This is a genomic window from Azospirillum sp. FG154 (assembly GCF_057809575.1).
Window position 1 is genome coordinate 70,124 of sequence record NZ_JBMDKF010000025.1, and the last position, 23,156, is coordinate 93,279.

Sequence of the window (23,156 nt, forward strand, 5' to 3'; positions counted from 1 at the left end):
AGCGTTGGCGCGCGCCCTCTATCGTCGAGCCACACCCCAACGATGGAGACCCCGCCGATGCGCGCCCTGCCCACTTTGCTGACCGTCGGCCTGTTGAGCCTCGCCAGCTTGCCTGCCGCCGCGTTTGAGTTGCGCAGCTCTGATCTGGCGACAGACACGCCGATTGCCGCCCCGCAAGTCGCCAATGGCTTTGGCTGTTCCGGCGGCAACCTGTCTCCGGCCTTGAGCTGGAGCGATCCGCCCGCCGGAACCCGCAGTTTGGCCGTCACCTTGTATGATCCCGACGCGCCGACCGGCAGCGGTTGGTGGCATTGGCTGGTCTTCAACCTGCCCGCCAACACGCGAAACCTGCCGACCGGCGCGGGGGACGCGTCTGGGGCCAAGCTTCCGGCGGGAGCGGTGCAGAGCCGCACCGACGTTGGCGCGCCCGGATATTTTGGCCCCTGCCCGCCGGTTGGCGACCAGCCCCACCGCTACATCGTCACCGTTCATGCTTTGAAGGTGGATCAATTGCCGTTGCAGCCGGACTCCTCGGGCGCCATGGTCGGTTTCTTTCTGAACGCCAACAGCCTGGGCAAGGCCACGTTGACCGCGCGCTACGGTCGCTGATTGATTATGCTGGCGATCATGACCGACGACACTCTGATCGCCAGACTCTCCCGTTTCGCCACCCGTGACAACCGCGCGGGCTGTAACGGCTTGCCGACCGCCCCGGTTCTGGGCGCCTTCATCGCCCGTGATCGGGAGCGAATCGCCGATCTTGAGGTCGGCGCCACCGGCCTCATCATCCTGATCGACGGTCTCAAGGAGGTCAGCGACTCTCACGGCAGCCATTTCTATCGCAAGGGCGACGCGCTGCTGTTGCCTGCTGGCTGGCGCGGCGCGGTGGTGAACGAGCCGGATCCGCTCAGCGGCCTCTACCGTTCCCTCATCCTGATGTTTCCCGCCGATATGGTGCGTCGCCTGCTGCACGCTCACGCCAATGCCTCGCTTGGCGACGGGCGACGGGCGCGCGACTATCGGGTGAGGCTAACCCCAAGCCTGAGCGACGCCGTTCTGCACGCGGCGGAGGGGTTGTCCGGCAACTCTCCGGTTAGCTCTCAGATCGTCGAGCACCGCTGCATGGAGGTTCTGCTCGCCCTGCTGGAAACGGGCGTCTGGTGGCTTGGTCCAGTGGCCCCCACCGGAATCGCCGACGCGGTTCGGGCGTTGGTCCGCGTCCAACCCAACCAACCCTGGACCGCCGACGGCGTCGCCCGCGCCCTGAACTTGAGCAGCGCCACCCTTCGCCGCCGTCTGGCCGAGGAAGACAACTCTGTCCGTCGGATCATGACCGAAGAACGGGTTGCCCACGCCCGGCGGTTGCTGGAAGTGGAAGGCCTTTCTGTGCAAGAGGCGGCTGAGGCCTGCGGCTACGCCTCCCGCTCCCACTTTGCCCGGCAGATCAAGGACGCGACGGGCAGCACCCCGTCAGAGTTGCGCAGCCGGTGAACAGAATGAAGGTCTGCGTGGACGGTCTATGCCCTTGAAGGCGTTCTGTCGCCCTGTCGGCGCAGCATCGACGGGTGTCCTGTCCGGCGACATCGGCGCTCGACCGTAAAAGTCGGCGCCCCCCAAGCCAAAGGCTCGCCACATCCTGGGCAACTTCACTTTCGAGCGGAGCGTGACCAGACGATCAGCGCAGTGCATCGTCAATCGACGATGAACAGCGTCGCCCCCGTTTTGGTGGAGGAGCGGTGCGCCGCGTCGCCAAAATCCGAAACCTGATAGCTCATTCCGGCTTTCAGCGTGAAGCGGCGACCATCCTTCAACTCCGTCTCCAACTCGCCGCTCATCACGAACAGCACATGGCCCCGGTCGCACCAGTGATCGGCCAGATAGCCCGGCGTGTATTCGACCAGACGCACCCGGAGGACGCCCGCGCTGAAGGTCCGCCACAGCGCCATGCCGGTTTCGCCGGGATGTTCGGTGACGGCGACGCGGCTCCAGTCGGTGACGGTGAAGGGCAGAGTCGGCAGCTTCATGGGTCAGCGTCCTTGAAGAGGGAGGGCCAGACAAGAAAAAGGCCCGCCGGTTGGGCGGGCCTTCGCAAAACACGGCGAGGATCAGGACGCGCGCTTGGCCGCAATCGCCTGTTCAATCGCCGCGATGGCTGCCGGAGCGAGCGCCACGTCCGGGCCGCCAGCCTGCGCCATGTCCGGGCGACCGCCGCCGCCCTTGCCGCCCAGCGCTTCAGCGGCGACGCGGACCAGATCGACCGCGCTCAACGACGTGGTCAGATCGTCGGTGACGCCAATGACGATGGAGGCCTTGCCTTCGTTTCCGGCGATCAGCACGACGACGCCGGAACCGATCTGCGCCTTCAGCGCGTCGGCCATCGGCTTCAGATCCTTGGCGGGTAGACCATCCAGGACGCGGGCGGCGAATTTCACCCCCGCCACGTCCTTCGCCTCGCCAGCCCCATCGGCCTTCGCCCCGCCGCCCGCTGAGCCGCTGAGCGCGACTTGGCGGCGCAGATCGGTCAATTCACGTTCCATTTTGCGGCGTTCATCGACCAACACGGCGACACGGGCCGGAACCTCGTCGGGCTTCACCTTCAAGGTGGAGGCCGCTTCCGTCAGCCAATGGTCGCGTTCGGTCAGCCACGCCTTGGCTCCGGCCCCGGTCAGAGCCTCGATGCGGCGGACGCCAGCGGCGACCGCGCCTTCCGACACGATCTTGAAAACGCCGATGTCGCCGGTGCGCCGCACATGAGTGCCGCCGCACAGCTCGATGGAGTAAGCGCGGTCGGCGGAGCCATGGGCGCCGCCCATCGACACCACGCGAACCTCGTCGCCGTATTTCTCGCCAAACAACGCCATGGCGCCGTCCGCCCGCGCCTCGTCCGGGGACATCAGGCGGGTGATGACGTCGCTGTTGCCCAGAATGCGCCGGTTGACCTCATCCTCGACCGCCGCGATGTCCTCGGCGGTCAGGCTGACCGGCTGGCTGATGTCGAAGCGCAGACGCTCCGGCGCGACCAACGAGCCTTTTTGCGTGACGTGATCGCCCAAACGGTTGCGCAACGCCTCGTGCAGCAAATGAGTGGCCGAGTGGTTGGCGCGGATCGCCGACCGGCGGGCGCTGTCCACCCGCAACTCCACCACGTCGCCGACCTTCAGGCTTCCCTTGGTCACGGCGCCGACATGCGCCCATACCGCGCCCAGCTTCTTCTGGGTGTCCGACACGGTGAATTCGGCGCCGTTGGCGCTGAAGATCACGCCGGTGTCGCCCGCCTGACCACCCGATTCGCCGTAGAAGGGCGTCTGGTTGACGACGACGAGGATCTCCTCGCCCGCCGCCGCGCTCTCGACGCGGGCGTCGCCCTTGATGAGCGCCGTCACCTTGCCTTCGGCCACTTCAGTGTCGTAGCCGAAGAATTCCGTTGCGCCGAGTTCGTCCTTGACCTCGTACCACAGCTTTTCGGTGCCGACCTCGCCCGACCCGGCCCAGGATTCGCGCGCCTTGCGGCGCTGTTCATCCATCGACGCCTTGAACCCGGCCTCGTCCACCGCGCGGCCTTGGCTGCGCAGAACGTCCTGCGTCAGATCCAACGGAAAGCCGTAGGTGTCATAAAGCTTGAAGGCGACCTCGCCCGCCAGAGGCTGGCTTTCGCCCAGACGGCCAACCTCGTCCTCCAACAGGCGCAGGCCACGGTCGAGGGTCTGCTTGAAGCGGGTTTCCTCCAGCTTCAGCGTCTCGACGATCAGCGCGCGGGCGCGGATCAATTCGGGGTAGGCGTCGCCCATCTGCTGAACCAGCGCCGAAACCAAACGGTGCATCAGCGGTTCGACCGCGCCGATCATGTGGGCGTGGCGCATGGCGCGGCGCATGATGCGGCGCAGCACATAGCCCCGCCCCTCGTTCGACGGCAACACGCCGTCGGCGATCAGGAAGGAGGAGGAGCGCAGATGGTCGGCGATGACCCGGTGCGACACGGCGTGCGCGCCGTCCGGCGAGGTCTTGGTCGCGTCGGCGGACGCGACGATCAGCGCCCGCATCAGATCGATGTCGTAATTGTCGTGCTGGCCTTGCAGCACGGCGGCCAAGCGCTCCAACCCCATGCCGGTGTCGATGGACGGCTTGGGCAGCGCCACCAGATTGTCGGGACCAAGCTGTTCATACTGCATGAACACGAGATTCCAGATCTCGATGAAGCGGTCGCCGTCCTGCTCCGGGCTGCCCGGCGGGCCACCCGCGACCGACGGGCCATGATCGAAGAAGATCTCCGAACACGGGCCGCAGGGGCCGGTGTCGCCCATGCGCCAGAAATTGTCATCGGTCGGAATGCGGATGATGCGGTCGTCGGACAGACCGGCGACCTTGCGCCAGATCGCCGCCGCGTCCTCGTCGCTGCTGTGGACCGTCACCAGCAGCTTGTCGGCGGGCAGACCAAATTCCTTGGTGACGAGATTCCAGGCAAACGCGATGGCGTCGTCCTTGAAGTAGTCGCCGAAGGAAAAATTCCCCAACATCTCGAAGAATGTGTGGTGGCGCGCCGTGTAGCCGACATTGTCCAGGTCGTTGTGCTTGCCGCCCGCGCGCACGCATTTCTGCGAGGTCGTCGCCCGCTTGTACGACCGCTGCTCCGCCCCAGTGAAGACGTTCTTGAACTGGACCATGCCCGCGTTGGTGAACATCAGCGTCGGGTCGTTGCGCGGCACAAGCGGCGACGAGTCTACGATCTGGTGGCCCTGCTTGGCGAAATAATCCAGGAACGTGCGGCGGATGTCGTTGGCGGTCTGCATAGGACGGTCGTGGCTCCGAATAGGCGAGGCGGCCAGTTTTCAGCCGGACCCTGCTTTTAGCGTGAGTTTGACCACCTGTCCACACAACGCCATCCGGCGCGCAAGAATCGGCCCCTTTCCAAAAAAGGCGGAAAGTGGGAACTCGTTGTTATTCAGCCTCTGCGGCGGCGCGCTTCTTTTCCATTTGGCGTCCGATGAGAATGGAGATCTCATAGAGCGCCAGCAGGGGAATGGCCAAGCTGACTTGGCTGATGATGTCCGGCGGCGTCAGCACAGCCGCGACGACGAACGCGAAAACGATGGCGTAACGGCGCTTGGACGCCAGCATCTCCGTCGTCACCAGACCGGCGCGGATCAGCAACGTCAGCAAGACCGGCAATTGGAAGGCGATGCCGAAGGCGAAGATCAGCGACATCACCAGATGCAGATATTCGCCGACGCGCGCCTCGAACTCGATGGGCAGAGCCGGAGCGTCTCCGCCGGGATGGAACTCAAACCCGAGGAAGAAGCGCCAAGCCATCGGGAAGATAAGATAATAGACCATCGACGCGCCCAGCAGGAACAGAACCGGCGTGGCGGCGAGGAAGGGCAGGAAGGCCCGACGCTCATGCTTGTAAAGGCCCGGCGCGATGAACATCCAGATCTGGCTGGCGACGATGGGGAAGGAGATGAAGCAGCCCGCCCAGAAGGCCACCTTCACATAGGTGAAGAAGGCCTCGGTCAAGCCGGTGTAGATCATCCGTCGCCCCTGCCCGGCTAGAATGTCGGCCAAGGGTTGAACCAGGAAATTGTAAATTTTGTCCGACACCGCGTAGCACAGCAAAAACGCGATCAAGATCGCGGCAATCGCGTACATCAGCCGGTTGCGCAGCTCGATCAAATGATCGATCAGCGGCATCTTGCTTTCTTCAATCTCGTCCTGGGTGTCGCCGCTCATGGCCGTGTCACGCCTGCTTGTCCGTCGGGTGGGGGATGACTGGCGCGGTCGTTGGGGCGACGACCGGGGCCGGTTGCGGTTGCTCGTCCGTCGTCGGCGCGGTCGCCACAGCCAACGGGGCGGCGACCGCCGGTTCCGGTTCGCTCTCCGCCGGGCTGCCCGCATGTCCGGTCAGGCCGACGTCGAACGCCTTGGAAACCTCGCCCTGCGGGTCGATGGTGTCTTCCATCATCTTCTTGATGTTCATGTCGCGGGTTTTCAGGGCTTCCTTGCGAAGCTCGTCCAACTCGGTCTCGCGCATCATGTCGTCGATGTGGGTCTGGAACTCGCGCGCCACGACGCGCGCCTTCCGCACCCATTTTCCAAGGGCGTAAATCGCCTTTGGCAGATCCTTCGGGCCGATGACCACCAGGGCCACGACCGCGATCAGCATCAGTTCCGACCAGGCAATATCAAACATGGCATTCCGGCAATTGCGAAACGGAAGGGTCGGGAGACGCCGAGGGCGCCGCCCTTAACCGCGCGCCGCTTCGTCCTTTTTGGCCGCGAGATCGGCGCTGTTGGCCGACTGGTTCGGGATGACCTTGGCGGTCGCCGCAGGATCGGCCTCATCCTCGTCCTTCAGACCGGCCTTGAAGGACTTCACGCCCTTGGCCAGATCGCCCATCACCTTGGGCAGCTTCCCGGCGCCGAACAGCAGCAGCACGATGAGAAGAACGATGACCCAATGCCAGATGCTGGAAAAACCCATGACTCGTGCATCCCAAATGAAAGCCCCTGAGACGGGACGGCACTATGGCAGAAAGGGGGTGGGGTCGCAACGCCCGCCCCGCCCGGCTTAACCTTTGTTCACAAAGCGTTCATCAAGCCGCCAAGCACGCTCAATCCTCGTCCGAATCCGCCGGGGAAACCAGGGCATCTTCGCCCGCTCCGCCCAAGCCCAACAACACTGGGCGGGAATCCAGCAGACCAGCGGCGCGCAGATCCTCGACGCTTGGCAAATCGCGCAGGCTTTCCAGCCCGAAGTGATCGAGGAAATGGTCGGTGGTGATCCAGGTCAACGGGCGGCCCGGCGTTTCCCGGCGACGGCCCGGACGGATCCAGCCATGCTCCATCAGGATGTCCAGCGTCCCCTTGCTCGTGACCACGCCCCGGATCGCCTCGATCTCGGCGCGCGTCACCGGCTGGTGATAGGCGATGATCGCCAGCGTTTCGATGGCGGCGCGGGAGAGTTTTTTGGAAACCTCCTCCTCCTGCCGCAGGATCGGGGCCAGATCGGCGGCGGTGCGAAAGGCCCAACCGGCTCCGGTGCGCACCAAATTGATTCCGCGCGGCGCGTAATGCGCGCGCAAAGAATCCAGCAGCGCGCCAACCTCCGGGCCGATCCGCGTCGCCAACGTCTCTTCGTCCAGCGGATCGGCGGAGGCGAACAGCAGCGCTTCGAGCAGCCGCAGCTTGCCCATGCGGGCCTCTTCCGCGTTGGTGACTTCCTTAATCATCCGATGCCTGTGTCGTCAGTCGTCGCCATCGCGCGCGGCGCGGCGGAGGTAAAGGGGGGCGAAGGCGCCGTCCTGGCGCAACTCAAGCTGTCCAGCCTTCGCCAATTCCAGCGTCGCCGCGAAATGCGCCGCCATCGCGGAGCGGGTCAGCAACGCTCCTCCCGCCTCGCCAGGAAGGAAGCTGGCCAACGTCGCCCAATCGGGCATGTGGCCGAGCAGATCGGACAGGCGGCGGACGGCGTCCTCCAGCGAATAAAGACGAACCGGCGTGATGCGCAGAACGCCGCCATCCTGGCGTTTGCGGTGATCGCCATAGGCGCGCAGCAAATCGTAAAGCGTGACTTCGTAGACCGACTTGCGCCGGATGTCTATGTCCTCCGGCGCGCCACGGGAAAAGACGTCCTGGCCCAGACGCGGGCGGGCGAACAAGGCCTGAGCCACGCTTTTCATCGCCTCCAACCGCTGGAGCTGGAAGGCGAGCGCGGCGGCCATCTCCTCGCCGGAAGGTTCGTCATCCTCTTGCGCCGGGATCAACAGGCGTGATTTCAGATAGGCCAGCCACGCCGCCATCACCAAATAATCGGCGGCCAGTTCCAACCGAACCTTGCGCGCCTCGGCGACGAAGGCGAGATATTGATCGGCCAGTTGCAGAATGGAGATCCGGGTCAGATCGACCTTTTGCTCGCGCCCTAGGACCAACAAAAGATCGAGCGGCCCCTCGAACCCGTCGAGCACCAGCATCAATTGGTCGGGCGCCGCGACCGGCTCCGACGGGCTTCCGAACAAATCCTCGGTCATGGCCCTGCCCTAACCGTTTCCGGTCAAGATCTGAATCAACTCAATCACCGCGTCAACCGGCGGCCCCATCAGCCAGGTCATGACGTTCAGATCGACGCCGATTTGCCGCCCCAACATTGGCAGAAGGAAAAAGGCGGCGAGCAGGATCGGCATGCCGAACCGCTCCAACCGCGCTAACGGAAAGGCCAGAACGTCGGGCAGGATTCCGACGGCGACGCGTCCGCCATCGAGCGGCGGCAAAGGGATAAGGTTGAAGACCATCAGGATCACGTTGACGAGGATCGACACCTCCGCCGCCGCGCGCAACCAATGCTCGATGATCCCGTGCTCCGGGTTGACCATTCCCCACAGGATGGCGGACAACAGCGCCAGCACGAAGTTGGTCCCCGGACCGGCCAAGGCCACCCACACCATGTCACGGCGGGGATGGTTGAGCCGTCCGAAATTCACCGGCACCGGCTTGGCCCAACCAAAGACGAATCCGGTCGTGAAATACATCACAGCAGGCAGCAGAACCGTGCCGAACGGGTCGATGTGGCGCAACGGGTTGAACGTGACGCGGCCCAAGCGATAGGCGGTGTCGTCTCCCAACCGCCAGGCGACAAAGCCGTGCGCCGCTTCGTGCAGCGTGATCGCCAGGATGGCCGGAAGGGCCACCGCCGTCACGCGGAAGATCCATTCCTCCATCGCCCGCTCTCCTATTTCTTAAATTTGTCTCTAAGGATTGCCTTATTGCGCATTGATTCAATGAAGCAATTCAACAAGGCGATCCGTCAGTTTGGCCACGTCGGCGGGTTTGGGAACGCCGCGCATCGCTTGCGCCCGCGCCCAGCGTTGGGCCGCCGCGTAGCTCATTGGTGGAACAACCTCAGCCACCGCCTGCATCTCATCCAGGACGCCGTTGCAGTGAAGCACGATGTCGTTGCCCGCCGCCAGCACCGCTTTGGCCCGCGTCCGGACGTCGCCCGCCAGGGCGTTCATCGACAAATCATCGGCGAACAAGAGACCGTCAAAACCGATGGCCGGGCCACGCACCACGTCGCGCATGACAATAGCCGAGGTGCTGGCCGGAGCCGTCGGGTCAATAGCCTTCAACACGACGTGGGCGACCATCGCCAACGGCAGATCGGCCAAGGCGCGGAAGGGCGCGAAATCGGTGGCTTCCAGCGCCGCGCGTGGGGCGTCGACCACCGGCAACTCGGCGTGGCTGTCGGCGAAGGCCCGGCCATGACCGGGAATGTGTTTGATGACCGGCAGAACGCCGCCAGCCAGCAGACCGTCGGCGGTCGCCCGCGCCAGATCCGCCACCAGTTCTGGATCGCGGCCAAAGGCGCGGTCGCCGATGATGTCGTGGGCGCCATCAACCGGCACGTCGCACACGGGCGCGCAATCCACCGTCACGCCAACCTCGGTCAGCATGTGGGCAAGGAGACGTCCGTTGATCCAAGCCGCCTCGCGCCCGGCGGCGCGGTCGCGCAGGGCCAAGGAGCCAATCACCCCCATCGGCGGGTGAGCGGGCCAGTGCGGCGGGCGCATGCGCGCGACGCGCCCGCCCTCCTGGTCGATCAAGACCGGCGCGTCGGGGCGTCCGACGCTGGCGCGCAGATCACGAACCAATGCGGCCACCTGCGCGGGCGTGTCGCAATTCCGCCGGAACAGGATGAAGCCAAGCGGATCGGCGTCGGTGAAGAAAATCGCCTCGGCAGGATCAAGGACCGTACCCGCGCAGCCGAACACCACCGCGCGCGGGCGGTCGGTCTTGGCGGGAGACGTCTTCGCCGACGAGGGCGTGACGGGCTTAAGGACGGACAACCACACACCCCACATTTTGGGCGCGCAACTGGGCGCAAATGGATTTGGCCCGCGTCTCGTCGGCGCCATTGCCTTGGACGCGGTAGAATGTGCCCTTTTCCGCCAAATCAACCTTGGCGACCTGGAAGGACAAGCCGCTCAACACACCCGGGTGACGACCGACGATGCGTTTCCACTCCGCCGCCGCTTCCGTCTCGCTGCGCACGGAGGCCAGTTGAATTCGCCAGTTTCCCGAACCGCCGGTGATGGCGGTGGAGGTCGGTTTGGCTGGTTGGACGGCTGTTGACGGGGTGGTCGCGGTTTGCGGCGGGGGAGTCTGGGGCAGCGGTTTGGCCGTGACGCTCGGTGGCGACACGACCGGCGCGGGAGCGGGCTTGACCGTCACCGATGACGTCGGCGCCGATCTTGGCGCAACGGGCGGCGGAAGCGCTGCGGTTTGCTGGGCTGCGGCCGCCTGTGGTTTGGCCGGTGTCTGCGTGGTCGGGGTTTTCGTCGCGGCGGCGTTGGGCTTCGTCGCCGCCGTGGTGGTGAACGTTGACGGAGCGGCGGCGATCACCGGCGCGGGCGTCGGCTCCAGCGAATCCCGAGGCACGGTTGCGGTTGAACCCGGCGGGGGCGGCGGCAATTGACCGATCACCGGCGCGGCGGGCATCGGCGGCGGCGCCGGCATTTGCGGAGTCACCACAGGGCGTGGCAAGGGCGCCTCGGGCGGGGGCAACAACCGTTCGATGTTGGGGCGGTTGCCGCGCTCGTGCAGCCGCTCATAGACCAGCTTGTCCTGGTGCGGCACGTCCATGCCGCCCGGCTGCTCGGGCCGGGACTTGGAAGGCGACGGATCGGCGGTCAGGAGCGGCGGACCATCCCCCGAGATCCGGTCCCCGCCGCGATAGCTGACCAGAATGGTCCCGGCGAAGGCGACGATGCCGACCACGGCGAAACCCAGCCCCAACAGGCCGCGTTTGCCCTGCCCCGACCCACCCAACGACCCACCCCCCGGCGATGGCGGCGACGCGCCATAAGGGGGCGCGGCGTAGGATCCGTCGCCCAGTCCGTTACCCGTCTGATTCATGAACGCAGTTCCTCCGCCGGTTCCACGCCCATCACCTTCAGGCCCGAGGCGATCACGGTGGAGACCGCCGAGAGGAGAGCCAGACGGGCGACCGTCACCTCCTCATCCCCCTCGATCAGGAAGCGCAACGACGTGTCGTCGCGGCCCCGGTTCCACAGGGCGTGGAAGTCGCTGGCCAGATCGTAAAGATAGAAGGCGACACGGTGCGGCTCATGGGCGTCCGCCGCCGATTCCACCAGACGCGGCCACGTCGCCATCCGCTTGGCGAGCGCCATTTCCTCCTCGGCGTCGAGCCGGTTGAGGTTGGCGGCGGCGGCGAGCGACGCCGGGGTTTGATCGACGTGCGGCAGCGCCGTCGCCGCGTGGCGCAGGACCGAGCGGCAGCGGGCGTGCGCGTATTGCACGTAGAACACCGGGTTGTCCTTCGACTGCTCCGTCACCTTGGCGAAATCGAAGTCCAGCGTCTGGTCGTTGCGGCGGGTCAGCATGATGAAGCGGACGACGTCCTTGCCGACCTGCTCGATCACGTCGCGTAATGTCACGAAGGTGCCCGCCCGTTTGGACATTTTGACCGGCTGGCCGTTTTGCATCAGGTGGACAAGCTGGCACAGCTTGACGTCCAGCGACGCCTTGCCCTCGGTCACGGCGGTTGTGGCCGACTGCATGCGCTTGACGTAACCGCCATGGTCGGCGCCCCAGACGTCGATCAGGCTGGCGAAGCCTCGGCGATATTTATCAAAGTGATAGGCGATGTCGTTCGAGAAGTAGGTGAAGGAGCCGTCCGACTTTTTCAGCGGTCGGTCCACGTCGTCGCCAAAGTCGGTGGACTTGAACAGGGTCTGCGGGCGCGGTTCCCAATCGTCGGGCTTCTTGCCCTTCGGCGGCTCCAGCACGCCGGTGTAGATCAGGCCGCGCTGTTCCAGCGTGGTCAACGCCGTGTCCACCGCTCCGGCGTTCACCAGCGCGCGTTCGCTGCTGTACACATCCATGGTGACGCCGAGGACGCCCAGATCCTCCTTGATCCATTCCAGGATCATGGCGATGGCGAAGTCGCGGCAGGCGGGCAGCCATTCCGACTCGTCCTTGCCCTTCCAGGCCGCGCCGTCGCGCTTGGCCAGAGCCTCGCCCACCTCTTTGAGATATTCGCCGGGGTAAAGACCGGCGGGGATTTCGCCAATGTCGTCGCCCAACGCCTCGCAATAGCGCAGATAGGTGGAGCGCCCCAGCACATCGACCTGGGCGCCCGCGTCGTTGATGTAATATTCGCGGCTGACCGCGTAACCGGCCTTTTCCAGCAACGCCGCCAGGGCGTCGCCGAACACCGCGCCGCGCCCATGCGCCGCGTGCAACGGGCCGGTGGGGTTCGCCGAGACATACTCGACGTTCACCGGCGCGCCCTTGCCCATCGCGCTGTCGCCATAGGCGACGCCAGCGGTCAGCACGTCGCGGACACGGTCGCGCCAGACCTCCGCCGTCAGGCGCAGATTGACGAAGCCCGGCCCGGCGATCTCGACCGAGGCCACATCGGGCCGCGTCTTCAGCTTGGCCACCAGCAAGTCGGCGAGCGCGCGCGGGGCCATCTTGGCGGGCTTCGCCAGGATCATCGCCGCGTTGGTCGACAGGTCGCCATGGGCCGCTTCGCGCGGCGGCTCGACCGTCAGACGGCTGCTGTCCAACCCCGCCGGGATCGAACCCTCGGCGGCCAGTTCTTCCAGCAGTTTGCGAATATCGGTCTCGAAAGCCTTGAAAATATTCATCGTCTTAGGTCTTGGCATCCATGTCGAAAAGACGGCCGTACTCGGCCAGCGCAAAGCGGTCGGTCATGCCCGCGATGTAATCGGCGACGTGGCGCGCCCGCACCACCGCGTCGGCGTCGCCGCCCTGCGTGGTGATGTCGCGCTGCCATTCGGTCGGCAAGGTGTTGGGTTCGGCCATGAACAGCTCGAACAGGGCGCGCACCACGCGCTTGCACTTGCTCATCTCCCGGTTCACCCGGAAATGGCGGTACATGCGCTGGCGCAGGAAGGCGCGGACGGGGCCGTGCGCCTCCCACATCGCCGGAGAAAAGCTGACCATCGGCAGGGGCAGCGCGCGCAACTCCACCGCGCTGCCCGGCTTGTGTTCGGCCAGACGGCGGCGGGTTTCCGCCAGCAGGTCGCTGACCATCACGTTAATCATCCGCCGCACCGTCTCATGAATCAGGCGGGAGCGTTCCAGATCGGGGTATTTTTCCAGAACCTGACGGATCACCGGCCCAACCAGCGGCAATTCCGCCACCTCCTCGACTGTGAACAGACCGGCGCGCAGGCCGTCGTCGATGTCGTGGTTGTTGTAGGCGATGTCGTCGGCCAGGGCGGCGACCTGCGCCTCCGCTCCCGGATTGGTGTGAAGCTCCAGATCCCAGACGTCGCGGAAGGCGGCGATGGTGGTCGGCAGGGCCGCGCCCGTTTTGGTCGGCAACAACGGTCCGTTGTGCTTGACCACCCCCTCCAGCGTTTCCCAGGTCAGATTCAACCCGTCAAACTCGGCGTAGCGGCGCTCCAACCGGGTCAGGATGCGCAGGGTCTGGTCGTTGTGGGCGAAGCCGCCATAGGGCGCCATGCAGGCGTTCAGCGCGTCCTCACCCGCATGGCCGAAGGGCGTGTGGCCAAGATCATGGGCCAGCGCCACCGCCTCGGCCAAATCCTCGTTCAGACCCAGCGTGCGGCTGATCGACCGGGCGATCTGCGCGACCTCCAGGCTGTGGGTCAGCCGGGTCCGATAATAATCGCCCTCGTGATAGACGAAGACCTGCGTCTTGTATTTCAGCTTGCGGAAGCCGCCAGAATGCACAATGCGGTCGCGGTCGCGCTGGAAGCACGAGCGCGTCGGGCTTTCCGGCTCCGCCACCAGACGCCCGCGCGTGTCCGCCGGGTCGCAAGCGTAAGGAGCCAGCCGTTCCTGGGTGAAATCCGCCTTCATGGGGCGGACACTACCCATGGGGAACCGCCCGCGCAACGGCGAAGGCGTGCTATGCCATGGCGGAACTTTGACGCGGAAGCCTTTCCACCCTACATTCGTCTCAACTGCTTCCCGCACCGCACCAGAGGCGACCGCCATGCCCGACACCGCGATTCCCGCCGACCGCGCCCCGACCGAGGGGGCCACCGCCGCGACCGACCGCGTGCTGACCGTCAGCGAAAGCGCCGCCAAGCGCGTCGCCTTTCTGATCGCGCAGGAAGGCAATCCAGCGCTGATGCTGCGCCTGACCGTGTCGGGCGGCGGCTGCTCCGGCTTCCAGTACGGCTTCGGCTTTGACGATTCCGTCAACGACGATGATTTCGTGTTCGAGCGGGACGGAACCAAGGTCGTCACCGATGATTCCTCGCTCGACCTGCTGGCCGGGGCGACGTTGGATTACGTCGAGGATCTGATGGGCGCCGCCTTCCAGATCAAGAACCCGAACGCCACCGCCTCTTGCGGCTGCGGCAATTCCTTCGCCGCCTGAAAACGGATCCGTTTCGTGAAAATCGCCACCTGGAACGTCAATTCCGCCAAAGCCCGTCTGCCGCTCATCACCGATTGGTTGCGTCTGACGTCGCCCGACGTCGTTCTCTTCCAGGAAATCAAATGCGAGACCGCCGCCTTTCCCGGCGCGGCCTTTGAGGAGCTTGGCTATCATGTCGCCGTGGTCGGCCAGAAGGCCTACAACGGCGTCGCCCTGCTGTCCAAGACCCCCGCCGAGGACGTTCTGACCCGCCTGCCCGGCGAGCCGGAGGACGAACAGGCCCGCTACATCGAGGCGACGGTGGCGGGCGTCCGCATCGCCTCGCTCTATCTTCCCAACGGCAACCCGATTCCGGGTGAAAAATTCGCCTACAAGCTGCGCTGGATGGATCGGCTTTACGCCCACGCCCGCGATCTGCTGGCCCGTGAGATTCCCTTTGTGCTGGGCGGCGACTACAACGTGATTCCACAGGACCGCGATGTCTATTCCCCCGCCGATTTCGCGAACGACGCCTTGGCCCAACCGGAAACGCGGGCCAAGTTCCGCGCTCTGCTCAACCTCGGCCTCACCGAAGCTTATCGGGCGCTGCACGACGACGACCGCGCCTACAGCTTCTGGGATTATCAGGCGGGCTGCTGGCCGCGCGACAAGGGCTTGCGCATCGACCATTTTCTGTTGTCGCCGCAAGCCGCCGACCGGCTGGCCGACTGCGTCATCGACCGTGGCCCGCGCGGCGGCGAGAAGGCGTCCGACCACACCCCGGTCATTCTGGAACTGCGGGACGCCTGACCGTGTTTTTCACTGACCATTGAAAAGTATTTTGTTAAAAGTTTCGCGGTTAGTGTAGCCAATTCGGGATAGGCCATCCGCCGCCCGACAGACCCAGGGAGGATCAGGGCGGGATGGTGTGGGGGCGCAGCTACAGCCGCGAAGAGGTTCGCGAACTTCTCTCAGCCATCGAACGCCAAGCCATCGACGCCGCGCGTCTGGCCGAAAAGGCGCAGCGCGACATCGGCGACGACCGTTTCGCCTCCTTCCTCGACTTCCGCAAGAAGGTGGAGGAGATCCGCGCGCTGTTCGCCCTGACCGAGGATCGTTTGCAGGGCGTGGACGACGGCAAGTTGTCCGACCTGCGCAACGAGTTTGAGCGCATGGATTTGCTGCTGATGGGCATGCTGGCGAAAGCGACGCGCAGCTATTTCGCCACCATGCGCGACGACCAGGTTCTCCCCATCGGCGCCCGCGAGCTGTTCGAGCCGGAATTGAAGGCCATCGACCAGACCCGGCAACGCCTGTCCCATCCACGCTACGAGGGCCGCGTGTCCCCCGATGTTCTGGAGGATTTGGAGGCGACAGCCGTGATGATCCGCAAGACGATCACCCGCGCGCCCAGCCTGCCCGACTTCTCAGACAGCCCCTCGGCTCCGCGCGCGGTCAAACGGTTGCGCACTTTGGGCCGCCCGATCCGCAACGGATGATGCCCTTTGCGTTGTGATTGCGCGAGCAAAGCTTGACCCCAGCTTAGACATTCGCTAATCCGATCTTCCGCGCAGAATGTCGCGCGCGCTGGATGGGTGGCCGAGTGGTTTAAGGCAGCGGTCTTGAAAACCGCCGTAGGTGTGAGCCTACCGTGGGTTCGAATCCCACCCCATCCGCCAGAAATTCAACAGGACAAGTTGCTTATAGAATTTCCCCGTACAGAGCGGGGACGCTGGCGTGCGCTGATCGTTCCCCAGAATAAAAAGGGGCCGCGCATTTTCTTGCGCGGCCCCTTTTGACGAATTGTTGGCTTAACCGATCAGAACGGAATCTCGTCGTCCAGATCGTCATGACGGGGCGGAGGCGCGGAACCGCCGCTGCGCGTGCCGCCGGTTGAACCGCCAGCGCCATAGCCGCCGCCACGGGATTCGCCACGCGGCTCATAACCGCCGCCGTAGCTTCCGCCGCCTTCCTCGCGGGCGCCGCCTGTGAAGTCAATTTCGGCCACACGCACCGACAAGCCAGCGCCACGGGAGCCGTCGCGCTTGTCGAATTCGCGCAAGGTCACTTCGCCGGAAATGACGACCTGCTTGCCTTTGGTCAGATGCGGGGCGAGAGATTCGGCCCGGCGGCCCCAAATGGAGCAATCGACCCACTGAGTCGTCTTGCGCTCGCCAAAGCCAACGTCGTTGGCGACGCGGAATCCCAAGACTTTTTCACCGCTCTGGGTTGTGCGCAACTCGCCGTCGGCGCCCAAGCGTCCCGTAAACGTCCAAACATTCATCGCTCGATACTCCTTCAGCGCGCATGTCCCAAGATCCCCATCAGCGCGGCAAACCCTCGCCAATCCACGTTGGGATTCTGGAATTCCCGATCAACCAAGCCGACGCGTCCAACGCGCGGCCATGACCCAATTTCCGGCGCAACGAAGCACGCGGGCGTGGCTGTGGTCAACCCGTCATCGCAGCGGCGCATCGGAACACTTCACGAACATGTGTAGCAGAGAGGTATGGTGTTTGGAAACCGATTCCAACGCCGACGCGGGCGCTGCGACACCTATCCGTCAGCGCAGTCGGCGGGCGGCCAGATCCAAAACGATTTTCAGTTGGGCCGCCGAAAAAGGTTTGTGCACCACTCCTAACGGATAGGTTTCCGTGATGCGCTCCATCACGCCATGATCGGCGTAGCCGGATAGGAAAATCGAACGAATCCCACAATCATTGCGCAGACGTTTGGCAACCGCGATGCCATCTCCACCACCCAGCCGGACGTCTATGAAGGCGACGTCCGGTCGTTCCTGCCGAACCATGGCCATCGCCTCAGTCTCACTGCTGGCCGTCCCGCAAAGCCGGTGGCCAAGCTTGCCAACCGCCGCGCCAACCGCCGCCGCCGCCGTCGCCTCATCCTCAACCAAAAGGACGGACAAAGATCGGCTGGGCAACGAGGGGCGCAAGAATCGGCATAGTCCTGTTTGCGCGTCCGTCTTCAGCATGATGGCCGCCTTCAGAATGCCCGCTTCGCATTTTGGTAAATTTTCATTTACCAACAGCGGAGTTGTACCCGGCGCATAAAAGAACGGCAAGCTCTCAGAATCGAGGCGGCAACGTTTCGCGTCAAGGCGGGGATCTTTGGCAACAGTTGCAAAAATCGGATCAGCGCCCAGCCCGTCCAAGCCAATCAATGCCGCCGGGGGAAGGTCCGGCAGAGCCGCCTCCACGCGTCGTGGCGGCCCGAGACGGGGGCGGCGGGAGTGGACTTTCTGAAGTCAACCAAGACGCCGACATCGACGGTGCGGAAGCCTGTCGCGTCTCGCCCTGCGGGATCGGATCCAATGGGGGAACGTCGCGTGGTCGAGGAGGCGAAGCGGGAGGCGCCGAGGGCGCCATTATGACGGGCGATGGCGGCGGATCGGAGCGTGGCGGCGGTTCATCAACCTCACGAGGTGATGAGAGAACCGCAGTGGTCTGGTGTGACGGCCTCCCCCCACGCAGCGAGTCGGTCACTCCCTGCCAGGATGGACGGTCCTCGTCACCAACGGGCCCGGTTCGCGTGTCCAAACGGCGAACCTGCTCACGAACATCCAGCAAGGCGGCAACGGCGAATTGCAGCAATGGGGCCATCGCCGCCGCGTCGGCCATTTCCTCGGCGCTCAGCGCGGCGAAACGGTCGCGCACCTGCTCCACCACGTCTTCGACATGCCCACGCAGCGTGTCGGCGCCGTGCGACAGCCGTTCCAAATCTTCGCGCAGGGTTGAAATCTCAAGAGCCTGACGCAATTCGTGAAAGCCGATGCCGGGACTGGAAGCGCCCCCAGGCGCCGCGCCGGACTTCGATCCAGAGCGCCGGTTCTGTGAACCGATTGACCCAAAATCGTGAGGCATCCTTGCCAAACCCTGGAGTTTTTACCGACCGCGTTTCGCTGAAGACCAGCGGAACCGCCAAATCACCGACGGCGTCACCCGCCACCATCTGTTTAACGCCGTTCGCCCCGGTTGGAAACCGTTTGCGCGCTGTGGCCGCTTGTACTATTTTTTGGCCGCCGGGGGAACGGATTCCTTCTGGTCCATCGCTTTAGCGGCATCCCGCCAACACATCATCATTGCCGGAATACCCGAACGGTGTCGATTGATCGCACGGAACTTGAGCGGCTCCTTGCCGATCGCCCCACCGGCAGCCGCAGCGCCATGCAGGCGGTTCGGGAGAGTTACACCGACATTGGGCTGATGCGCGAGCGCGGCTTGTCCTGGTCGGAAATTTCCGACGTGCTCGCCAAATTGGGGGTTACAGCCCGCGCCAACCAGCCAATTTCCGCAGTGACCTTGCGGTCGGCCTTTTTCCTGGTTGGCAACGAAGGGCGTGGCGACAGCCTTGGCGATGGGGAAAGCGCGACGCCGGCGGAAACCCTGGCCGCAGTCCATCGGGCGGCGTTGGAAGCCGGTCGGCCCTCTCCTCCGTCTGCGGACGAAACCGCAGCAAGCGCCGCCGACGCCATGGCGGATGGCTTGCCGCTGGCGGAGTCCGTCGCCGACGAAGACGTCCCCCAAGACACCCCACTTCAGGCGGAGTCCGACGCTTCGTCGGTCATTGACCTGCCCCCCCCGGAATTGGATGCTCCTCCGGCATCTCTCCCGCCACAGCCGGAACCGGACGCCGCCGATCCGGCGCTTGTGGCCCCTCACACCGAAACGCCCACCCTGCCCGCCGCTCCTCCGGTGGAATCGCAAGGCGCACGCACACTCATGTCTCACGACGAAACAACAAACGTTTTTTGGAAAGGCGATCGCATGCTGGGCACGATCTTCGTCCTCAATGACCGTGGCGGCGTTGGCAAGACGCTGCTGTCCCATCACCTGATGGCGACCGCCATGCTGGAAGGCCTCCAATTGAAGGTCGTCGAGTACGAGGTGAACGAGCGTCTGGCGCGTCTGTTCGGCCCGGAAATGGTTGAACACCGCCGAATCTCGCAAGATTTCATGAACATGATGGGGTCCGGCGACGGATTCTACGAATTCTGGGACTTGATCGGTCCGGAGCTGCAACGCGGTGGCCGTCTCTATGATTTTGGCGGCAACATCTCGCAGTGGTTCTTCAATTGGGCCGAGGTGTCGGGTTTTGACTATTACGTCGGCGATGGCGAACGGTTGACCTTCATGGTTCCGGTCACGGTCGATCTGGCGTCCTTGTCCACCGGCATGGCGACGCTGGAACGGGTTGCCGCCATCGCCCCGAAGGCGAAGCGCGTTCTGGTCGAAAACGGCTTTTCCGGCCCGTTCAGCCAACTGGAAGACAGCCAGTACGCCCGCCGCAAGGCCGAAATGGTCGAGCGTGAGGGCGTTCACGTCATTTCGATGAACCCCTGTTCGGCCCCGGCCTGGGCGCGTCTGACCGGCCATCGGTTGGATCAGGTCGCCACCATGACCCGCGAGGATCTGGTCAAGCTGGGCATGACCCCGCCGGTCGCGTCCCGCTCGCTGATCGTCATTCACGAGTGGCTGCGCACCATGCGGCAATCCCTGTCGCCCTACCTGCACGACGCCTTGCGTCAGACGAGCGGCGTCGCCGTCAAGACTGGTCGCTGATCCGGTCATCCGTCCGCGCGGTGTTTCTTTGGTTCCTTGAATCGGAGAGACACCGCGATCGCTTGATCGGGAGGGACGCGGCGGTCAAGCCGCCGTTTTGGCGGGCGTGGACGAATACAGATCCGTCTTCACCGCCGCCACCGACTTCACCTGATACCCCGGTCGGGCGCTGAATCGTCGGTTGGCGCGTTCGGAGGCATCACGTTCCGATTCCGCCCAAACCAGATACTCCCGACCACGCGCCCATTCGACCGCCAGAGGATGCGCGGCGTCAATCTCGCCAATCTGCGGATTGACGACCGTCACCAGCCATTCCTTGTCATTGGGATTGCGGCGATCGGTCAGGATCAGGATTTGCGGGCGGCGTTTGGATTGCGCGGCGGCCAAACGGTTTTGAACCTCCGTCTGGTCCTTGCGCAGCTCCAAGGTTTCGCGCATCAGGGTTTCGATTTCTTCGTGAAGCTTTTCCTCGTCACGGTGCAGCCGCTTTATGGCGTGATCGAGCTTGTCGACGGTTCCCCGCGCGCTGCGCACCCGGTTGCGGGTTTGCGAAACCCGCGATTCGACGACCAGCAGAATGTTGCTGAGCCATGCGCCGATGGCGATGATCGCCAGGATGATGATGAAGTTCAGCATCATGATGAAGCGTCCGCCCTGGCAGGGTTCGCGGGCCGTTTCGGCACGTTCGACTTTCCGCCGCCGCCCCCCCGAAGAAACGTCTTTTCAAAACCAAGTTTGAACGGAAAGGCGACCTCCACCATCTGCTTGGCCTCGTCAAAGCTGGGGGCCCAGACTTCGGCGACGTTGGCGCAACGCCAAATCGGATTCACCTGCACCTTTTCACCCGCCGCGCGCGCTTCAGCCGACGCCTTGGCTTGGGAAAGCGTAGCGACGAACTTCATCAAACCGGATTGCGGATCGCCCACCTCATGGACGAACAAGGGCGGCTGGTCCGCCAACTCCTTGATCTGCTTTTCCGCCTTGCGAATGTCCGTTTCCAGCCGATGCTTGTCCGACGCCTGGGCGTTGCGGCGCTGGGTCAGGCTGTTGACCCGGTTGTGCAGTTCTTGGGATTCAGCGTGCAGAACGTAAATTTTGTTCTCAAGCTGATCCATGCCCGAACTTTTTTCCAGAACGTTCGGCAGAAAATCCTTCAGCATCATGGCTATGGGAATCGCAGCCAACATAATCACGACAATAGCGATTAAAAAAAGCGTCGTGTTCGACATGCGGTTGTTGCGTCCCCTCTCTTCGCTTCCTTTGTCCGAACCTGACCGTTTCTGAGCCACAGCGCGAGACGGGAAGAGAACCAGCGTCGCTGAACAATCGGGATTCGTCAATGCAACGTCATGGGAGGCGTCACGATTTCTGTTCAGCGCGCCGAAGGACTATTGAACGATCATGTCGACCACCCGACGAACCTCCTCGCGCACCGGCCCCGGACGACGGTCGTCGGCAAGCGTGGTGAACCAACGCTCTGGCGGATTCCGCCCGGCGGCGCGCGTCCAGCTCAGACCGCGCAGGATCGCTTCCGCGTCGGGAGTGGGCGGCGTCACGGGGTTGACGCCGTTCAACACCGCCCAAATCCCGGCCCAACACCGACCAACCGACCAGGGGTTGTAACCGCCGCCGCCGACCACCAGGGTTTTGGCGGCCAGGGGCAACAGCTCCGCCACCGCGTCCCACAAAGCCCGGTTGGACAATTCCAACCGGCTGAGCGGATCCTCGGCCAGCGCGTCGGCGCCCGTTTGGATCATCAAAACCTCGGGCGCGAAGGCGCGGCTCAAAGGCAGGACAGCCTCACGCATGACGTAGGCCATTTCGCTGTCGTTGAAGCCCGGCGGCATGGGCAGATTGCGGGCCATGCCGCCCGCCCGGTCTTCCGTCTTGCCGGTGTAGGGCCAGCGGCCATCCTCATGCACCGAGATGGTCAAAACCCGGTCGTCGTTGGCGAAGGCCTCCTCCACCCCGTCGCCATGGTGCGCGTCGAGATCGACGTAGAGCACCCGCTCCACCCCCTGGTCGAGCAATTCGAGGATCCCCAGAACCGGCGCGTTGAAATAGCAAAAGCCGCTGGCCCGTCCGGCCCGCGCGTGGTGGGTGCCGCCCGCCGGGGCGTAGACCACATCCGCCTCCCCCGCCAACAGCAGCCTTGCCGCCTGAAGCGTCGAACCGACGCTGGTCGCCGGACGCCGGTACATTTCGGCGAAGATCGGGTTTTCCATTTTCCCCAGATTGTAGCGGGCGCCGGTTTCCGCATCGACCCGCTGCTCCGCCTCCGCTCGTTGCAAAGCGGCGATGTAATCGGGGGTGTGGAAACGGGCGATTTCCGCGTCGCTGGCGACGTGGGTGTCGCGGTACACCGCGTCGGGCAACCAGCCCATGGCGCGGCTGAGGTCGATCACCGTGGAAATGCGCGGAATCGCCAGCGGGTGCTTCGCCCCATAGGTGGACCCCCGGTAAATCTCGCCGCCGATGAACAGAGGGGGTCGGGAATCAGGCATGACGTCATCCTTGCGTGTCGCGATGAGGTGGCGCAGGGACCGGGGTTGGTCAAGGGTCGCCGCTGTCGGAAAGCCGGGCCGAAGGCCACAGACGTTCCCAGTTCCCGCTGATCGGGATGACGGGCGCCGCCCAGCCGACGGTTGGGAATGGTCCAAGCCGGATGTTCCACAAAAAGGGCGCCGGGAAGGCTCTTGGACTGGGCGAATGGAACGTTTGAAACGCTGTGAACCATGGTCGCGCGCCCTGTTCACTTGTTTCACCGACGCCGCCACCGGCCCGCGCGGCGCGACGAGCCACAGCGCCGCCCCATCGGGGCATGTTCCACAAACAGGGCGCTGGGAAAGCTCTTGGGCTGGGTGAATGGAACGTTTGAAACGCTGTGAACCATCGTCGCGCGCCCTGTTCACCTGTTTCACCGACGCCGCCACCGGCCCGCGCGGCGCGACGAGCCGCAGCGCCGCCCCAACGGGAAAAGGGACGGCGGACGGATTGGCGGCGTGGCGCATGGCGGCGATTCCATGGGGAACAGGTCATAATTCCTAATTCAGCCCGCGAACGTCGGCAATCGCGCGCTGAAAATCCTAGGTTGGTCGCCCCGGGTCGAAAAGCCGGGGTGATCGCATTTGGCGATCATCGCCCTCTCCCGAAACGGGCTACGGCATTCACACATCTTCGGTTTAGGCAACTCATTGGAAGAAAAAGAA

23 protein-coding genes and 1 tRNA gene are annotated in these 23,156 nt (G+C 64.4%); 7 read left to right on the forward strand and 17 right to left on the reverse strand.

Translation table 11 applies throughout. The features are described from left to right. Window positions 1–57: 57 nt before the first annotated feature. Together ACODS4_RS22735 and ACODS4_RS22740 are read left to right on the forward strand one after the other, a co-directional pair. Window positions 58–609, forward strand: coding sequence for a YbhB/YbcL family Raf kinase inhibitor-like protein (locus ACODS4_RS22735; protein ID WP_488867845.1), 552 nt, complete (start codon window positions 58–60; stop codon window positions 607–609). 18 nt (window positions 610–627) lie between these two features. After that, the gene (locus ACODS4_RS22740; RefSeq protein ID WP_488867847.1) at window positions 628–1,491 is read left to right on the forward strand and encodes a helix-turn-helix transcriptional regulator; all 864 of its coding nucleotides are present in this window, start codon (window positions 628–630) and stop codon (window positions 1,489–1,491) included. A gap of 200 nt (window positions 1,492–1,691) precedes the next feature. Here ACODS4_RS22740 and ACODS4_RS22745 read toward each other — a convergent pair whose 3' ends face one another. The 12 genes from ACODS4_RS22745 to ACODS4_RS22800 form a co-directional block, all read right to left on the reverse strand. After that, complete coding sequence (locus ACODS4_RS22745) at window positions 1,692–2,024, reverse strand: DHCW motif cupin fold protein (protein WP_488867849.1); 333 nt, start codon at window positions 2,022–2,024, stop codon at window positions 1,692–1,694. Between the two features lie 81 nt (window positions 2,025–2,105). Continuing rightward, window positions 2,106–4,787, reverse strand: a complete 2,682-nt coding sequence (gene alaS, locus ACODS4_RS22750; protein ID WP_488867851.1) for an alanine--tRNA ligase — start codon at window positions 4,785–4,787, stop codon at window positions 2,106–2,108. Between the two features lie 148 nt (window positions 4,788–4,935). Beyond that, window positions 4,936–5,724, reverse strand: coding sequence for a twin-arginine translocase subunit TatC (tatC, locus tag ACODS4_RS22755; protein WP_488867853.1), 789 nt, complete (start codon window positions 5,722–5,724; stop codon window positions 4,936–4,938). 7 nt (window positions 5,725–5,731) lie between these two features. Beyond that, complete coding sequence (tatB, locus tag ACODS4_RS22760) at window positions 5,732–6,184, reverse strand: Sec-independent protein translocase protein TatB (RefSeq protein WP_488867855.1); 453 nt, start codon at window positions 6,182–6,184, stop codon at window positions 5,732–5,734. Window positions 6,185–6,238: 54 nt separating this feature from the next. Continuing rightward, window positions 6,239–6,475, reverse strand: a complete 237-nt coding sequence (locus ACODS4_RS22765; RefSeq protein WP_119829480.1) for a twin-arginine translocase TatA/TatE family subunit — start codon at window positions 6,473–6,475, stop codon at window positions 6,239–6,241. A 130-nt stretch (window positions 6,476–6,605) separates the two neighbouring features. Further along, on the reverse strand, window positions 6,606–7,223 hold the full coding sequence (scpB, locus tag ACODS4_RS22770) for an SMC-Scp complex subunit ScpB (protein WP_488867857.1): 618 nt from the start codon (window positions 7,221–7,223) through the stop codon (window positions 6,606–6,608). 15 nt (window positions 7,224–7,238) lie between these two features. Beyond that, a complete protein-coding gene (locus ACODS4_RS22775) occupies window positions 7,239–8,021 on the reverse strand; it encodes a segregation and condensation protein A (RefSeq protein ID WP_488867859.1) in 783 nt (260 codons plus the stop codon). A gap of 9 nt (window positions 8,022–8,030) precedes the next feature. Then, window positions 8,031–8,708, reverse strand: coding sequence for a site-2 protease family protein (locus tag ACODS4_RS22780; RefSeq protein WP_488867861.1), 678 nt, complete (start codon window positions 8,706–8,708; stop codon window positions 8,031–8,033). A 57-nt stretch (window positions 8,709–8,765) separates the two neighbouring features. After that, window positions 8,766–9,848, reverse strand: a complete 1,083-nt coding sequence (nagZ, locus tag ACODS4_RS22785; RefSeq protein ID WP_488867863.1) for a beta-N-acetylhexosaminidase — start codon at window positions 9,846–9,848, stop codon at window positions 8,766–8,768. Further along, window positions 9,820–10,902, reverse strand: a complete 1,083-nt coding sequence (locus ACODS4_RS22790) for an SPOR domain-containing protein (RefSeq protein WP_488867865.1) — start codon at window positions 10,900–10,902, stop codon at window positions 9,820–9,822. Before ACODS4_RS22790 ends, nagZ begins: the two co-directional genes overlap by 29 nt. Beyond that, window positions 10,899–12,659, reverse strand: coding sequence for an arginine--tRNA ligase (gene argS / locus ACODS4_RS22795; protein ID WP_488867867.1), 1,761 nt, complete (start codon window positions 12,657–12,659; stop codon window positions 10,899–10,901). The genes ACODS4_RS22790 and argS overlap by 4 nt, the downstream gene beginning before the upstream one ends. Before the next feature lie 4 nt (window positions 12,660–12,663). Beyond that, window positions 12,664–13,881, reverse strand: a complete 1,218-nt coding sequence (locus ACODS4_RS22800) for a deoxyguanosinetriphosphate triphosphohydrolase (RefSeq protein WP_488867869.1) — start codon at window positions 13,879–13,881, stop codon at window positions 12,664–12,666. Between the two features lie 118 nt (window positions 13,882–13,999). On the opposite strand from ACODS4_RS22800, the gene erpA reads away from it, so the two are divergent. From erpA to ACODS4_RS22820, 4 genes are all read left to right on the forward strand, one after another. Then, on the forward strand, window positions 14,000–14,389 hold the full coding sequence (gene erpA / locus ACODS4_RS22805) for an iron-sulfur cluster insertion protein ErpA (protein ID WP_488867871.1): 390 nt from the start codon (window positions 14,000–14,002) through the stop codon (window positions 14,387–14,389). Window positions 14,390–14,404: 15 nt separating this feature from the next. Next, complete coding sequence (xth, locus tag ACODS4_RS22810; protein ID WP_488867873.1) at window positions 14,405–15,178, forward strand: exodeoxyribonuclease III; 774 nt, start codon at window positions 14,405–14,407, stop codon at window positions 15,176–15,178. A 113-nt stretch (window positions 15,179–15,291) separates the two neighbouring features. Next, complete coding sequence (locus ACODS4_RS22815) at window positions 15,292–15,867, forward strand: hypothetical protein (RefSeq protein WP_488867875.1); 576 nt, start codon at window positions 15,292–15,294, stop codon at window positions 15,865–15,867. A 90-nt stretch (window positions 15,868–15,957) separates the two neighbouring features. After that, a tRNA-Ser gene (locus ACODS4_RS22820) sits at window positions 15,958–16,047 on the forward strand. Between the two features lie 140 nt (window positions 16,048–16,187). On the opposite strand, the gene ACODS4_RS22825 is transcribed toward ACODS4_RS22820, so the two are convergent. Next, window positions 16,188–16,652, reverse strand: a complete 465-nt coding sequence (locus tag ACODS4_RS22825) for a single-stranded DNA-binding protein (RefSeq protein ID WP_488867877.1) — start codon at window positions 16,650–16,652, stop codon at window positions 16,188–16,190. 279 nt (window positions 16,653–16,931) lie between these two features. Beyond that, complete coding sequence (locus ACODS4_RS22830) at window positions 16,932–17,585, reverse strand: response regulator (RefSeq protein ID WP_488867879.1); 654 nt, start codon at window positions 17,583–17,585, stop codon at window positions 16,932–16,934. Window positions 17,586–18,486: 901 nt separating this feature from the next. Here ACODS4_RS22830 and ACODS4_RS22835 point away from each other — a divergent pair. Next, the gene (locus tag ACODS4_RS22835) at window positions 18,487–19,947 is read left to right on the forward strand and encodes a hypothetical protein (RefSeq protein WP_488867881.1); all 1,461 of its coding nucleotides are present in this window, start codon (window positions 18,487–18,489) and stop codon (window positions 19,945–19,947) included. 84 nt (window positions 19,948–20,031) lie between these two features. Here the strand turns inward: ACODS4_RS22835 and ACODS4_RS22840 are convergent, their stop codons facing one another. The 3 genes from ACODS4_RS22840 to ACODS4_RS22850 all read right to left on the reverse strand — a co-directional run bounded on the left by ACODS4_RS22840 (window position 20,032) and on the right by ACODS4_RS22850 (window position 22,451). Further along, window positions 20,032–20,586, reverse strand: a complete 555-nt coding sequence (locus ACODS4_RS22840) for a hypothetical protein (RefSeq protein WP_488867883.1) — start codon at window positions 20,584–20,586, stop codon at window positions 20,032–20,034. After that, on the reverse strand, window positions 20,583–21,176 hold the full coding sequence (locus ACODS4_RS22845; protein WP_488867885.1) for a hypothetical protein: 594 nt from the start codon (window positions 21,174–21,176) through the stop codon (window positions 20,583–20,585). Before ACODS4_RS22845 ends, ACODS4_RS22840 begins: the two co-directional genes overlap by 4 nt. Before the next feature lie 159 nt (window positions 21,177–21,335). Then, window positions 21,336–22,451, reverse strand: coding sequence for an acetoin utilization protein AcuC (locus tag ACODS4_RS22850; protein WP_488867887.1), 1,116 nt, complete (start codon window positions 22,449–22,451; stop codon window positions 21,336–21,338). Between the last annotated feature and the right edge of the window lie 705 nt (window positions 22,452–23,156).

Bases quoted from the DNA above. Each gene is read 5' to 3' on its own strand.
- ACODS4_RS22765 (WP_119829480.1), bottom strand. From the start codon at position 6,475: ATGGGTTTTTCCAGCATCTGGCATTGGGTCATCGTTCTTCTCATCGTG.
- tatC (WP_488867853.1), bottom strand. From the start codon at position 5,724: ATGAGCGGCGACACCCAGGACGAGATTGAAGAAAGCAAGATGCCGCTG.
- ACODS4_RS22840 (WP_488867883.1), bottom strand. From the start codon at position 20,586: ATGATGCTGAACTTCATCATCATCCTGGCGATCATCGCCATCGGCGCA.
- ACODS4_RS22845 (WP_488867885.1), bottom strand. From the start codon at position 21,176: ATGTCGAACACGACGCTTTTTTTAATCGCTATTGTCGTGATTATGTTG.
- ACODS4_RS22850 (WP_488867887.1), bottom strand. From the start codon at position 22,451: ATGCCTGATTCCCGACCCCCTCTGTTCATCGGCGGCGAGATTTACCGG.
- alaS (WP_488867851.1), bottom strand. From the start codon at position 4,787: ATGCAGACCGCCAACGACATCCGCCGCACGTTCCTGGATTATTTCGCC.
- ACODS4_RS22740 (WP_488867847.1), top strand. From the start codon at position 628: ATGACCGACGACACTCTGATCGCCAGACTCTCCCGTTTCGCCACCCGT.
- erpA (WP_488867871.1), top strand. From the start codon at position 14,000: ATGCCCGACACCGCGATTCCCGCCGACCGCGCCCCGACCGAGGGGGCC.
- ACODS4_RS22815 (WP_488867875.1), top strand. From the start codon at position 15,292: ATGGTGTGGGGGCGCAGCTACAGCCGCGAAGAGGTTCGCGAACTTCTC.
- ACODS4_RS22800 (WP_488867869.1), bottom strand. From the start codon at position 13,881: ATGGGTAGTGTCCGCCCCATGAAGGCGGATTTCACCCAGGAACGGCTG.
- argS (WP_488867867.1), bottom strand. From the start codon at position 12,659: ATGAATATTTTCAAGGCTTTCGAGACCGATATTCGCAAACTGCTGGAA.
- ACODS4_RS22745 (WP_488867849.1), bottom strand. From the start codon at position 2,024: ATGAAGCTGCCGACTCTGCCCTTCACCGTCACCGACTGGAGCCGCGTC.
- nagZ (WP_488867863.1), bottom strand. From the start codon at position 9,848: ATGTGGGGTGTGTGGTTGTCCGTCCTTAAGCCCGTCACGCCCTCGTCG.
- ACODS4_RS22780 (WP_488867861.1), bottom strand. From the start codon at position 8,708: ATGGAGGAATGGATCTTCCGCGTGACGGCGGTGGCCCTTCCGGCCATC.
- scpB (WP_488867857.1), bottom strand. From the start codon at position 7,223: ATGATTAAGGAAGTCACCAACGCGGAAGAGGCCCGCATGGGCAAGCTG.
- tatB (WP_488867855.1), bottom strand. From the start codon at position 6,184: ATGTTTGATATTGCCTGGTCGGAACTGATGCTGATCGCGGTCGTGGCC.
- ACODS4_RS22735 (WP_488867845.1), top strand. From the start codon at position 58: ATGCGCGCCCTGCCCACTTTGCTGACCGTCGGCCTGTTGAGCCTCGCC.
- ACODS4_RS22790 (WP_488867865.1), bottom strand. From the start codon at position 10,902: ATGAATCAGACGGGTAACGGACTGGGCGACGGATCCTACGCCGCGCCC.
- ACODS4_RS22825 (WP_488867877.1), bottom strand. From the start codon at position 16,652: ATGAATGTTTGGACGTTTACGGGACGCTTGGGCGCCGACGGCGAGTTG.
- ACODS4_RS22775 (WP_488867859.1), bottom strand. From the start codon at position 8,021: ATGACCGAGGATTTGTTCGGAAGCCCGTCGGAGCCGGTCGCGGCGCCC.